Here is an 11958-nt window from a genome sequence, read left to right as displayed (position 1 = left end):
GTTCACTATTGGATCAGATAGCTGCTGCCAAACATGCCCAAACTGGTTGCCAACGATATCGCCATTGCCCTGAAGAAGCGCATTTCTCTGGGCGAGTGGCTGGAGAACGGCCGCATGCCGCCGGAGCGCGACCTCGCCAGCGAGTTCGGCGTGGCGCGCAATACGGTGCGGCGCGCCGTCGGCATGCTGGAGGATGACGGCACGGTCGTACGGCATGTGGGCCGCGGGACCTTTTTGACGGCGGGCAACCCCGATTCCATGGCCGCGACCGTCGCGCGCATGGAAGGAACCAGCCCTGCGGACATGATGGAGATCAGGCAGTTGCTGGAGCCGGCGGCGGCGTCCTTTGCCGCGACCAATGCCAGTGCCGGCGAATTGAACGCCGTGCGCGAGGCGCACAAGATCGCCTGTGCGTCCCAGGATATGCCGACGTTCGAGCACTGGGACGCGGAATTCCACCACCGCATCTTCGCATGCTCGCGCAACGACTTCCTCAAGGAGATCCACAATCTCATGCGCATCCTGCGCAATCAGCGGCCGTGGTTCGAGATGAAGAAGCGTTCCTTCTCGGAGGAACGCCGCGCCACCTATTGCAGCGAGCACCAGCTCGTCCTGGATGCGTTGCTGGCGCGCGACTCCGAAGGCGCCAGCGCTGCCATGCTGACGCATCTGAGGACGGTCGAGCGCAATCTTCTGGGGAGGTAGCCGCCCGGATGGCGGAGTCCGAGTCGACATTGCATGAGGATGCCACTATATAGCGCCTGCTCCGGCTGAGGCCGGGGCAGCATTGACCGGGAAACTGCGATACGGCTTGTGATACAAATGCGCTGTCAAAGTTAGAAAAAAGCAAGCAAAAACAACAATAGCGGCCTTCTATCGATCCCGGCCAACGATCCCATCATTCTCAATGATCTGAACGTGCACCTCGTCCCCCTCCATTCCTTCGGCTCCGCGTCCCACGGGCAAGATGTCTTGCCGGTCGAGGCCGACTCGGCTCGAATGGGGCATGCATTCTTTGCGGGGGTGCGGACGTTCATGGCTACCAACCGGCTTTGCCGCTAGGGAAGAAGCAATATGAGTGAACATGCGATCGAGTTCCTGCGTGGGTGGATTGGCGAGAAAGTCCAATGCCAGCATTCACCGATCAAGATCGAGCAGGCCGAGACCCTTGCCAAGGAATGCTGCGCCAAGGCCGCCGAGGCAGGCATTCTGCTCGAGGACATCCAAGAAGAGGTCGGCGACATCCAGGAGCTGATCGCGTCGCGCCTCGAGGAAGCCGCCGAAGAGGACACCGGCGAAACGAGTCCCGACAAGCCAGCAGAATAAAGACCGGCCTGGCACGAGCTGGCGGCGCTCTATCCGAATTTTTCCTTCAGCCATTCCTTCGGTAGCGCCGGCACGAAATTGCCGTCGCGTCCCGTCATATCCTCATTGGCGACCAGCGCGTTGAGGATCGCCTCCTCGACGCCTTGCACGACCGCGTCGAAGAACGGGTCGATGTCGACGTCGGGAATGAACTCCGCCCGTCCGATGCGCCCCGAAGCGCCAAGCGCCGCCTCCGGATTGGCGGTCGAAAACGCCAGGAAGATATCGCCCGAGCTGTGGTAGCCATAGCCGCCGGTCATGGCGATACCGAGCGGCACGCGCCGGGCGAGCCGCTTCATCTGATGCGGCAGGAACGGCGCATCGGTGGCGACGACGGCGATGATCGAGCCTTTTTCGGCGCGCGCCGTCGCCTCGCGGATCGCCGGGTCGACAAGCTCCGACCCGATGCGCCGGCCACGAATGGTGAAATTGCGCCGTTGGCCGAAATTCGACTGCACGAAGACACCCAGCGTATAACGCCTGTCCTGCCACTCAACGACACGCGAGGCGGTGCCGGACCCAGCCTTGAAGCCGAAGGTGATCATGCCGGTGCCGCCGCCGACGCTGCCTTCTTCGATGGCGCCGCCGGTGGCGTTGTCGAGTGCCGCCGCCACGTGGTCGGCGCCGACATGATGGCCGTTGATGTCGTTGAGGAAGCCGTCATAGGTCTCCGCCGCCACCGGCAGGCCCCAGCCTGTGTCGAGCGCGACCGGCAACACCTTGTGCATCCAGCGCAGCGTGGCGTCGCGGGTGACGCCGCAGGAATGCGTGTTGGTGATGGTGACGGGGAAGTTGAAGGCGCCGGTCTCCTCGATGATATGCGTTCCGGTCAGCTCGCCATTGCCGTTCTGGCTGAACACGCCGGCGAACACCGGCGTTGCGAGCTCTTGAACCGGCCTTGGCAGGATTGCGGTGACGCCGGTGCGCACCGGTCCGTTCCCGACGCGCAAGGAACCCTCGCCGGAAACCAACGTCGTGTAGCCCACCGACACGCCCGGTACGTCGGTGATGGCGTTGAACCGGCCTGGCGTCCCGTCGAGCGCGATGCCGAACGCGCGCAGGCGCGGCTTGCCCGACGGGGTGCGAAGATGCGGGTCGTGGCTGCTCATGGAAACCCTCAGAACAACGAGCCCTGATTGCCCGGCTCCTTGGCCCTGGCGGGCGACTTCGCGGCCAGCTTCGGCCGCGCGCCGCCGGAGGTTGCGATGGCCTCGGCGGTGCCGTCCGCGAATTCCAGCTGCAGCGCCGCGCCCGGCGCCAGTTCCGCGACCCGTTTGATGACGGCGCCGTCGGCATCCTTGACCAGCGCGAAGCCGCGCGCCAGCACGGCCTTGTGCGACAGCGTGGAAAGCAGCCGGTCGGCTTGGGTCAGCGCAGCGCGCAGCCTGTCCAACTGCCGAGCCGCCGCCTGGTCCTGACGCCGTGTCAGTCCGGCCAAGGCGTCGGCCTGCTGCCTTTGCCTTCTCTCGATCGGCGCCGGCGATAGCCTGACTTGGGTGCGTTTGAAACGCGCGCGCCGCTCGCGCACGATGGCGAAGAACGCCGCGCGGGCACGCGCGATGTCGCGGCCGGTCAGCGTGCGCGCTTCGTTCAGGCGCCGCGACAGGGTCGCCGGTGTCAGCCTTTGCCGCTCCAGCGTGGCCCGCTTGCGCTCGATATTCACCGTCAGCCCGCGGCCGAGGCGGCTGGTCGCATCGTCGAAACGGCGGCGCGGCAGCGCCAGCAACTGGTCGGGCGAGGGGAGCGCGCGTGCCGCGGCCCGGACCGCCTGGCGCTTGCGCTCCAGATGCCGCGAGGCGCAGGCGTTGAGCCGCGCGCCGAGGCTGGCCAAGGTTGCCTCCAGGTCCGCCCTGACCGGCACGGCGATCTCGGCCGCGCCCGTCGGCGTCGGCGCGCGCATATCGGCGACGAAGTCGATCAGGGTCGTGTCAGTCTCGTGCCCGACGGCCGAGATCACCGGGATGCCTGAGGCTGCAACCGCGCGTGCCAGCCCTTCGTCGTTGAAGCCCCAGAGGTCTTCGAGGCTGCCGCCGCCGCGCGCCACGATCAGAAGATCGGGCTGGCGAATGGGTCCGTCCCATGTCAACGCGTTGAAACCGTTGACGGCTGCAGTCACCTCTTTAGCGGTCGTCTCGCCCTGGACCCGCACCGGCCAGACCAGCACATGAAGCGGGAACCGGTCCTTGATGCGATGGATGATGTCGCGGATCACCGAGCCGGTCGGCGAGGTGACGACGCCGATGACTTTTGGCATGAACGGCAGCCGCCGCTTGCGGCCGGCGTCGAACAGGCCTTCGGCCTGCAGCCGGCGCTTGCGTTCTTCGAGCAGCGCCATCAGCGCGCCGGCGCCCGCCGGCTCTAGATTGTCGATGACGATCTGGTAGTTGGATTTGCCGGGGTAGGTCGTCAGTCTGCCGCTGGCGATCACCTCCATGCCTTCCTCGGGGCGGAATTTCAGCCGCGCCATGGTGGTTTTCCAGACCACGGCGTCGATCCGCGCGCGGTCGTCCTTCAACGCGAAGTAAGCGTGGCCGGACGAATGCGGGCCGCGATAGCCGGAAATCTCGCCACGCACCCGCACATTGCCAAAAGCGTCCTCGACAGTGCGCTTCAGCGCGCCGGAAATCTCGCTCACCGTGTATTCGGTGGCGTTGCTGCGTGATTCGGTTGCTGTTTCACTCATTTGGCGATTGGGGAGCGCTTATCGGCCCGCGTCAAGCGCGGAGAAACCTCGCTAATATTATAACGCGATTTTAAGCCAGATTTGCTTTGACTGGCGGCACAAGAGCCGGCCAGGGACGCGATGAGCGCACGCCACGACAGCAGCCCGTTGACGCGTCAGGTCACGCTGACCGTGCTGACGCTCGCGGCTTTCGCCTTGGCCATCGTCGTCGGCTTCGTCTTCTACGTCGCCGGCCAGGCCGATAACGCCTCGCTCGAACGGCAGAAGATGTTCATCGCCGATGGCCTGCAGGACCAGATCGCGGCCGTCGAGCGGGAGCAGGAAAGCGTTTCGGTCTGGGACGATTCCGTCGTCAACGCAAAGGCCGGCAACCAGGCCTGGATGGCCGACAATCTCAGCGTCTGGATGTACACCTATTACGGCCATGACCGGATTTACATTCTGGATGGCGCCAACCGTCCGATCCACGCCATGCGCGAGGGCAAGGTGGTCGATACATCCGCCTATGGCGAGGATCGGCCCGTCCTTCTCCCCACCATCGAAAAACTGCGCGGTATCCTCGCGCGACCGCCCGAAGCCGACACGTCCGGCCGGTCCGCGAAGGCGGTCGCCGAGGATCTGGTGTCGCTCGACGGCAAGCCGGCGATCTTGAGCGTCACGCCGCTGGTGCCGAGCTCGGACACGATCGCTCAGGCGCCCGGCACCGAATATCTGCATATCTCGGTCGAATTCATCAGCGACGCGGTCGTCGGCAAGATCGCCGGAAAGTATCTGCTCGAGGGCGCGCGTCTGGTGCCGTTGTCCGAGCCGGTGGGCCCGGCTGCCGTGCCGCTGGTGGATGCGCGCGGCGTGATCCTCGGCTATATCGGCTGGGACCAACTCCGGCCCGGCCTTGCTTTGGTGCGTAAGATCGCTCCTGCCTTGGCGATCGCGCTGCTCCTGGCGGGCGGCGTGCTGGTGTTCCTGCTGCGCAGGTTGCGTCGCGCCTCGGCCGCGTTGCAGACAAGCCAGGACCAGGCGCAATATCTCGCCTTCCACGACACGCTCACCGGCCTGCCCAATCGCGCGCTGTTCGAGGACCGCTTGCGGCGCACGCTGCTCTTCGCCAGCCAGGACGGAACCCGCGTGGCGCTGCTTTACCTCGATCTCGATCGCTTCAAGCATATCAACGACACGCTCGGCCATCCGGCCGGTGACGAGCTCGTGCGCCAGACGGCGGCGCGGCTCAGGCACACGATCCGCGAAGTCGATACCGTCGCCCGGCTCGGCGGCGACGAGTTCGCCATCATCCTGCTCGACGTTCCCGACGCCGGAAGCGCCAAGGACATCGCCGAAAGGCTGCTGGCGAAGCTGCGTCAGCCGTTCCGGCTCATCGACGACCAGGTCTTCGTCAGCGCGAGCGTCGGCATCGCGCTGTCGTCCGGATCGGAGGCGGACGCGGACGACTTGCTGCGCAAGGCCGACATCGCGCTTTACGAGGCCAAGAAGAACGGTCGCGGCCGCTACGAGGTGTTCGCCGGCGACATGGACGATCTTTTGTTGCGCAAGCGCAAGGTCGAATCGAAACTCCGCAAGGCGCTGGAGGGCGAAGGCGGCATAAAGCTCGCCTATCAGCCGGTTTTCGCGGCCGACGGCTGCCGGATTCTCGGGGCCGAGGCGCTGATCCGCTGGGGGCATGAGGTGCATGGCGCCTTGCCCGCGGCGCAATTCATCGCCATTGCCGAAGAGCGCGGCCTGATCGGCGATTTGGGCAAATGGGCCCTGAGCGAAGCTTGCCGCTTCGCCGTCAGGACCGAACTGCCCTGGGTCGCGGTCAACATCTCGCCGATGCAGTTGCGTGATATCGGCTTTGCCGAACAGGTCTCCGCGGTCCTGAGCGAAACCGGGTTAGACCCCTCACGCCTGCAACTCGAGACCACCGAAAGCGTTCTGCTCGAGCACAATGACACGATCGGCACGGTGATTGACGCGCTGCGCCAGTCCGGCGTGCGCATCGTGCTCGACGATTTCGGCACCGGCTATTCCTCGTTGAGCTATCTGCGCCGCCACGCGATCGACAAGCTGAAGATCGACCGCTCCTTCGTGCGTCTGCTCGACGAGGACGAAAGCGCCCGCGCAATCGTCAAGACGCTGATCGAGCTGGCGCTGGCGATCAAGGTCGAGGTGACCGCCGAAGGCGTCGAGACCGAGGCGCAAAAGGCCTTGCTGGTCGGCATGGGTTGTCGCCAGATGCAGGGCTATCTGCTGTCGCCGCCGCTGGAGCCCGGCCAGTTGCTTGCGCTGCCCGGTGTCTCGTCAGCCGACCGGGAGCGTTCCGTGGCTCGGGCCTGACGTTACCATCCAGGCATGATCTGGTTCGCCTTGACACGCTTCATCTTGGCGAAGGCGAGCGCGGCGAAGTCGAAGCTTYCCGCCTCTTCGCTGACCGGCACGGAAATGTTGTCGAGGCTCTCGGCGATGTGGCGGGCCAAGGCGTCGACGATCTCCGGCTGCGAGGTCTGGCCTCGCATGATGCCGATGCGGCAATCCGGCAACTGGCCGAAGCCGTCGGCCTCGCCGAGCACGCGCATGCCGGGCCTGAGCGCGCATTCCGGCAGCACCGAGACCGCCAGGCCCGAAAGCACGGCCGCGGTGATGACGGTGGCCGAGAAGCTGGAGAACAGCACACGGTAGTCGCGGCTCTGCCGGTCGAGCACGTCGACCGCGGCGCGTCGCCAGATGCAGTTCGGCCGGCCGAACGCCATCGGCAGGGTTTCCTGCTCATGCGTGGCGTGATTGGCCGAGGTCACCCACAAAAGCGGCTCGCGCCGCACCACTTCCGACTGGCCGCGCGTGTCGTTATGCGTCACCAGCGCCAGGTCGAGATTGCCGCGCTTGATGTGCTCGACCAGCCCCGGCGTCGGCTCGCAGACGACCGTCAGCTCGACGCGTGGGTTGGAGCGCGAGAAGCGCGCCATGATCTCGGGCAGGAAGCGGTCGGCATAGTCGTCCGGCGTGCCGATGCGGATCGTGCCTTCGAGCCGCTGGTCGTCGAAGGCGGCAAGCGTCTCGCGGTTGAGGTAGATCAGCCGCCGCGCATAGGAAAGCAGCCGGTCGCCCTCCTCGGTCAGCTTGTTGGTGCGGCCATCCTTTTCGAACAGCGGCTTGCCGATCCGCTCCTCCAGCCGGCGCATCTGCATCGACACGGCCGACTGCGTCCGGTGCACTTCCTCGGCCGCGCGGGTGAAGCTTCCTGTGTCGGCAATCGAGATGAAGGTTTGCAACTGATCGAGGTCGAGCGGCGCTTTCATCGGTCCAACCTATCATTGATGTTGATGCTAGAGATTAAAAACATTCGTTGGATTAATCAATCGCGCGATGGCAAATTGCGAATGTCCACATGACAGCATGTGTATCGAGACCGGAACGGCGCTTCTCCCAGGCGCCGATTGCATGGTTTCGTCCGCTCGACTCCTGGAAGGAGAGACTGACATGACCACGGTTGAATTCGCTTCCGAGACCCCGCGCATCACCACGCGTCCGGCCGTTGCGACGCGCGTGCTCAATGCTCTCGCCAACGCCTATGTCGCCTGGAAAAACCGCCGCGCCTTCTATCGCCTGGGCGAGATGTCGGACGCCGAGCTTGCCGATATCGGCCTGACCCGCGCCGACCTCCATGTCGCGGTCGCGGTGCCCTTCGGCCGCGATCCGACGGTGAAGCTGCGCGCCATCGCCAGCGAGCGCGCCGATACGATCGAGGACCTCGCTCGTCAGGTGGCCTGAACGGCCGCGTTGCCTGGATTTCCGGTCGCGTTGAACCTTTTCACGGCTCGGCGCGACCAAGCTTCATGCAGGCTCCCACACTCCCTGCCGGTTCCCCGCCGGCCAGCCTGCACACTGCCCGGTTCCTCCTCCAGGACCGGGCATTTTTTTTTTGATGTGCCTTTGTCGGATGTTGCTTCGGGATATCAGGCGAAAGCCAATTTTCTCGACGGCCTTGGCACTGATCGGCCAAGTTCGTGCGCCGCTTCTATCCAAGCTGCGATAGCATCTTGAACATTCGAGATCGCCTCCTCGGGAGTTTCGCCGTCGCTCATGCAACCGGGAAGATCCGGGACATAGGCGGAGAACCCGCCACCGTCCTCAGTCGAGAGTGGTGCGATGACGACAGGATATTCAAGCTTGTCCGTCATGCCTTTTTGCCTCGTCGATAAATGCCACGAGTTTTCGAATATATACGGGCTTGATCGGGCGTTTGAAAGGCACCGTCAAAATGTCGGCCATTGCTGAGTGATAGATTTTGTAGTGCGATCCACCGGATCTCGGCGGCACACATTGAATGCCGGCCTCGTCACAGACCGCCTTAACATCTCGCATCGACCAGTCGCCGCGGGGATTGCGGCGCATTTGTTCAAGCTTCTTGCTCACAGAAGGCGCTCTGGAAGTGTTCGCTACCTACCGCCGGTCCATGTCGCGCTTGAACTGGTCGAAGATCGTCCCGACGTTCTTTTCATATTCGTCGCGCTGCTGCGCGCCGGTCTCGAACATCTTGCCGAAGATGTCGTCGAACGGGTTTCGCGGCCTGCCGCTCGGGTTGGTCTGCGGCTGTTGCGGCGCGCTCTGCTGCGGCTGGCGTTGTTGCGGCTGCGGCGCCGGCTGTCCGCCGGGCAGGCCGAAACCGCCGCCGCCCTGGCGCAGCATCTCTTCGAAAATCTTGCCGAGCGGGTTGTCGCCATAGGGGCTTTGCGTCTGTTGCGGCTGCGTCTGCTGCGGCCGGCCTTGCGGCTGCTGCGCCGCGCCGCCGCCGAACATATCCTGCAGCACCTTGCCGAGCGGGTTCTCGCCGTAGGGATTGGGCGATTGCTGCGGCTGGCTCTGCGGTTGGGACTGGGACGCGCCGCCACCGAACATGTCCTGCAGCACCTTGCCGAGCGGGTTCTCGCCATAGGGATTGGGCGCCGGCTGCGGCGCCTGGCGTTGCTGCGGCGCCGGCGCGACGCCGCCTTGCCGCATCATCTCCTCGATGATCTCGCCGAGCGGATTGTTGCCGCCGCCGAAACCGCCGGCGGCTTGCATCTGCCCCCCACTCAATTGATTGTTGGTCTGCTTGAACAGGCCGCCCATCATCATCGAGGCCAGGGCCGGCAGCATCTGTTGCAGCACCTGCTGGCTCAATCCCGTTGCCTGCGCGGCCTGGCTAGCCACGGCGCGGGACAGGTCCTTCGAGCCGAACAGATGGCCGAGAATGCCGTTGCCCTCATTGATGCCCTGCGGCGAAAAAGCCCTCGTGGCGTCCTCGAAATATTTGGCATGCTGGCCGCTCGCCATCGCGGTCATGAATGCGCCCATCCCGTAAGGATCGGCGGTGTTGCGCTGCAATCCTTGCGAGAACGCGGGCAGCAGCGCCTGCACCGCGGCCTGCGTCTGCTGCATCGAAAGCCCGTATTGCTGTGCCAGCGCCTGCATGCCGGCGCCGTTCTGGGCCTGGGCGAAAATGTCGAACAGGGAAGCCATTTGGGTTCTCCTCCGAGAATATCCTCATCGGAGAGCCTAGTTCGTTTCCATCACCGATTGAAGCGGCTTTTGCTGCCCAACCGCTCGGCGCATGGCGGAGGGTTAATAGGCATACTCCATGAACACCGGCTCGATCGAACCGCCCCAACGCGTGTGGTAGGCCGACAGCATCTCCTCGGCGCTGGTGGTGCCGCGCGCCACGACCTCGTCGAGCGTGTTGAGGAACGACGTCTCGTCATAGCCGTCGCGGTTCTTCTTGGCCCGGTTCTTCAGGCCCATGCGCGAGATGGCGAGCACATCGCGGGCGACGTCGCGCAAGGTGGCGTTGCGGAACGGCGCCGCAATGCCCAGTTCCGGCACGGCGTTGCGCATCGCCAGCGCTTCCTCGTAGGTCCAACTCGCGGTCAGCGCCTCGGCGGCGTCCAGCGCCTGCTCGTCATAGAGCAGCCCGACCCAGAAGGCGGGCAGGGCGCAGATCCGCCGCCATGGCCCGCCATCGGCGCCGCGCATCTCAAGGAAACGCTTCAGCCGCACGTCGGGGAACAAGGTGGAGAGATGGTTCGCCCAGTCGCCCATGGTCGGCAGGCCGTCGGGGACCTCGTTGCGGGCGGCGCCCGCCATGAACTGGCGGAACGTGTAGCGCGTCATGTCGTGATAGTGGCCGTCGCGGATCACGAAATACATCGGCACGTCGAGCGCCCATTCGACATAGTCAGCGAAGCCGAAATCGGGCGAGAAGCAGAATTCGAGCATGCCGGAGCGCTGGTTGTCGGTATCGCGCCAGATGTCGCCGCGCCAGCTCTGCAGGCCGTTCGGCCGGCTCTCGGTGAAGGGCGAGTTGGCGAACAGCGCCGTCGACAGCGGCTGCAGCTTCAGCGACACCTGCATCTTGCGGCGCATGTCGGTCTCGCTCTCGAAGTCGAGATTCACCTGGATCGTGCAGGTGCGGTACATCATGTCGAGGCCCTTGGTGCCGACCTTGGGCATGTAGCGCGTCATGATCTCGTAGCGCGACTTCGGCATTTTCGGCGTATCGGCCAGCGACCATTTCGGGCTGCCGCCGAGGCCGAGGAAGCGGATGCCGAGCGGCTCGGCGATCTCGCGCACCTGCGCCAGATGCGCGTTGCCCTCGCGGCAGGTCTGGTGGATGGACTCCAGCGGCGCCCCGGAAAGCTCGAACTGGCCGCCGGGCTCCAGCGAGATCGCGCCCTGGCCGGTCGGCTCGACAAGGCCGATGATGCGGCCGGCATCCATGATCGGATCCCAGCCGAGCTTTTCCTGCATGCCTTCCAGGATGGCGCGGATGCCGCGCTCGCCGCCATAGGGCACCGGCGCGTTGCCGTCGACATAGAAGGGGAATTTCTCGTGCTCGGTGCCGATGCGCCATTTTTCGCGCGGCTTGTTGCCGGCGGCCAGATAGCCGACGAGTTCGTCGATGCCTTCGATGGGCTGGGTATCGGTTGTGTCGCGCGCCATCTCGCCCCTCCGTGCGCATGATCCCCGAAAACCGGCACCGATTTCCGCTGGACGTCCTGCGCAAGTCTTTTAAGTGTTACAGCGGCCTTTGCTCCACGAAAAGGAGGCGCGGTGCTGCAGTGGCCGGACGGCCGCGGCGCTAGATGGACGAAATGTTAGCAGACGATCAAGCAAAAAATCCTGAGCCAGGCCTCAACAGGATTTGATCACCAGTCGCCGATCGTCGCCTGCATCACCGCCAATGCCGCCACCGCCGCCGTGTCGGCGCGCAGGATGCGGGGTCCGAGCGGAATGGCGGTGACGAAAGGCAAAGCCCTCAGCATCTTGCGCTCCTCCTCGGAAAATCCACCTTCCGGCCCGACCAGAAGGGCAAGTTTCTTCTCTTTGACCGCTTGCAAGGCCGGCAGCGGATTGTTGGTCGCGGCATCCTCGTCGCAGAAGATCAGCCGCCGTTCCTTGTCCCAATTGACGAGAAGCCGTTCCAGCTTTTCCGCCTCGCGCACGTCCGGCACCGCCAGTATGCCGCATTGCTCGGCTGCTTCCACCACATTGGCGCGCAGCCGGTCGATGCCGGGCTTCGCCACCTGCGTATGCTGGGTGATCACCGGCTGCAGCAAGCCTGCGCCCATCTCGACGGCCTTCTGCACCAGGTAATCGAGCCGGCCCTGCTTGAGCGGCGCGAAGCAATAGACGAGATCGGGCAGCGGCGGTTGCGGCCGCTGCGGCGCAAGCACCTTCAGCCGCACCGCCTTCTTGGACTTCGCGGCGATCGAAGCCGACCATTCGCCGTCGCGGCCGTTGAAAAGCAGGACCTCGGCGCCTTCGCCGAGCCGCAGCACATGGGCGAGATAGTGACTCTGCTGCTGTCCGGCATCGAATTCGAGGCCGGGCCCAAGGTCGTCCGGCACGAACAGCCGCTGCATTTTGTAATTGGCGCGCAT

12 protein-coding genes are annotated in these 11958 nt (G+C 64.8%); 4 read left to right on the top strand and 8 right to left on the bottom strand.

Annotated features, from left to right (window positions below; translation table 11 throughout):
* Positions 1–33: 33 nt before the first annotated feature.
* On the top strand, positions 34–705 hold the full coding sequence (locus LCM4577_RS06955) for a FadR/GntR family transcriptional regulator (RefSeq protein ID WP_040990650.1): 672 nt from the start codon (positions 34–36) through the stop codon (positions 703–705).
* A 369-nt stretch (positions 706–1074) separates the two neighbouring features.
* Positions 1075–1326: a DUF768 domain-containing protein gene (locus tag LCM4577_RS06950; RefSeq protein WP_040990651.1), complete on the top strand. Its 252-nt coding sequence runs from the start codon at positions 1075–1077 to the stop codon at positions 1324–1326.
* Between the two features lie 29 nt (positions 1327–1355).
* Here the strand turns inward: LCM4577_RS06950 and LCM4577_RS06945 are convergent, their stop codons facing one another.
* On the bottom strand, positions 1356–2474 hold the full coding sequence (locus LCM4577_RS06945) for a P1 family peptidase (protein ID WP_071070395.1): 1119 nt from the start codon (positions 2472–2474) through the stop codon (positions 1356–1358).
* 8 nt (positions 2475–2482) lie between these two features.
* Complete coding sequence (gene xseA / locus LCM4577_RS06940) at positions 2483–4048, bottom strand: exodeoxyribonuclease VII large subunit (protein ID WP_071070393.1); 1566 nt, start codon at positions 4046–4048, stop codon at positions 2483–2485.
* A gap of 120 nt (positions 4049–4168) precedes the next feature.
* Here xseA and LCM4577_RS06935 point away from each other — a divergent pair, with 120 nt between their 5' ends.
* On the top strand, positions 4169–6379 hold the full coding sequence (locus LCM4577_RS06935) for a bifunctional diguanylate cyclase/phosphodiesterase (protein ID WP_071070391.1): 2211 nt from the start codon (positions 4169–4171) through the stop codon (positions 6377–6379).
* Between the two features lie 2 nt (positions 6380–6381).
* Here LCM4577_RS06935 and LCM4577_RS06930 read toward each other — a convergent pair whose 3' ends face one another.
* Positions 6382–7338, bottom strand: coding sequence for a LysR substrate-binding domain-containing protein (locus LCM4577_RS06930; RefSeq protein ID WP_071070389.1), 957 nt, complete (start codon positions 7336–7338; stop codon positions 6382–6384).
* A 181-nt stretch (positions 7339–7519) separates the two neighbouring features.
* On the opposite strand from LCM4577_RS06930, the gene LCM4577_RS06925 reads away from it, so the two are divergent.
* Positions 7520–7810 (top strand): DUF1127 domain-containing protein, encoded by a 291-nt coding sequence (locus LCM4577_RS06925; RefSeq protein ID WP_040990656.1) that lies wholly within the window; start codon positions 7520–7522, stop codon positions 7808–7810.
* Positions 7811–7995: 185 nt separating this feature from the next.
* Here LCM4577_RS06925 and LCM4577_RS06920 read toward each other — a convergent pair whose 3' ends face one another.
* From LCM4577_RS06920 to LCM4577_RS06900, 5 genes are all read right to left on the bottom strand, one after another.
* The gene (locus LCM4577_RS06920; protein WP_041004348.1) at positions 7996–8220 is read right to left on the bottom strand and encodes a type II toxin-antitoxin system HicB family antitoxin; all 225 of its coding nucleotides are present in this window, start codon (positions 8218–8220) and stop codon (positions 7996–7998) included.
* A complete protein-coding gene (locus tag LCM4577_RS06915; protein ID WP_082048759.1) occupies positions 8204–8455 on the bottom strand; it encodes a hypothetical protein in 252 nt (83 codons plus the stop codon). The genes LCM4577_RS06920 and LCM4577_RS06915 overlap by 17 nt, the downstream gene beginning before the upstream one ends.
* A gap of 27 nt (positions 8456–8482) precedes the next feature.
* Complete coding sequence (locus LCM4577_RS06910) at positions 8483–9541, bottom strand: DUF937 domain-containing protein (RefSeq protein WP_071070388.1); 1059 nt, start codon at positions 9539–9541, stop codon at positions 8483–8485.
* Positions 9542–9643: 102 nt separating this feature from the next.
* Positions 9644–11017 (bottom strand): glutamate--cysteine ligase, encoded by a 1374-nt coding sequence (locus LCM4577_RS06905; RefSeq protein ID WP_071070385.1) that lies wholly within the window; start codon positions 11015–11017, stop codon positions 9644–9646.
* A gap of 206 nt (positions 11018–11223) precedes the next feature.
* Positions 11224–11958 carry a 16S rRNA (uracil(1498)-N(3))-methyltransferase gene (locus LCM4577_RS06900; protein ID WP_071032640.1) on the bottom strand — a complete coding sequence of 245 codons (735 nt, stop codon included), beginning with the start codon at positions 11956–11958 and terminating at the stop codon, positions 11224–11226.

Source organism: Mesorhizobium sp. LCM 4577, from assembly GCF_001854795.2.
GTDB classification, from domain to species: Bacteria; Pseudomonadota; Alphaproteobacteria; order Rhizobiales; family Rhizobiaceae; genus Mesorhizobium; species Mesorhizobium plurifarium.
The sequence above is the reverse complement of the archived record's forward strand: the minus strand, read 5'-3'. Positions and strand labels throughout refer to the sequence as shown.

What these genes read in the sequence shown, in the direction of transcription:
- LCM4577_RS06955 (WP_040990650.1), top strand. Translation starts at nt 34, where the DNA reads ATGCCCAAACTGGTTGCCAACGATATCGCCATTGCCCTGAAGAAGCGC.
- LCM4577_RS06950 (WP_040990651.1), top strand. Translation starts at nt 1,075, where the DNA reads ATGAGTGAACATGCGATCGAGTTCCTGCGTGGGTGGATTGGCGAGAAA.
- LCM4577_RS06945 (WP_071070395.1), bottom strand. Translation starts at nt 2,474, where the DNA reads ATGAGCAGCCACGACCCGCATCTTCGCACCCCGTCGGGCAAGCCGCGC.
- xseA (WP_071070393.1), bottom strand. Translation starts at nt 4,048, where the DNA reads ATGAGTGAAACAGCAACCGAATCACGCAGCAACGCCACCGAATACACG.
- LCM4577_RS06935 (WP_071070391.1), top strand. Translation starts at nt 4,169, where the DNA reads ATGAGCGCACGCCACGACAGCAGCCCGTTGACGCGTCAGGTCACGCTG.
- LCM4577_RS06925 (WP_040990656.1), top strand. Translation starts at nt 7,520, where the DNA reads ATGACCACGGTTGAATTCGCTTCCGAGACCCCGCGCATCACCACGCGT.
- LCM4577_RS06920 (WP_041004348.1), bottom strand. Translation starts at nt 8,220, where the DNA reads ATGACGGACAAGCTTGAATATCCTGTCGTCATCGCACCACTCTCGACT.
- LCM4577_RS06910 (WP_071070388.1), bottom strand. Translation starts at nt 9,541, where the DNA reads ATGGCTTCCCTGTTCGACATTTTCGCCCAGGCCCAGAACGGCGCCGGC.
- LCM4577_RS06905 (WP_071070385.1), bottom strand. Translation starts at nt 11,017, where the DNA reads ATGGCGCGCGACACAACCGATACCCAGCCCATCGAAGGCATCGACGAA.
- LCM4577_RS06900 (WP_071032640.1), bottom strand. Translation starts at nt 11,958, where the DNA reads ATGCGCGCCAATTACAAAATGCAGCGGCTGTTCGTGCCGGACGACCTT.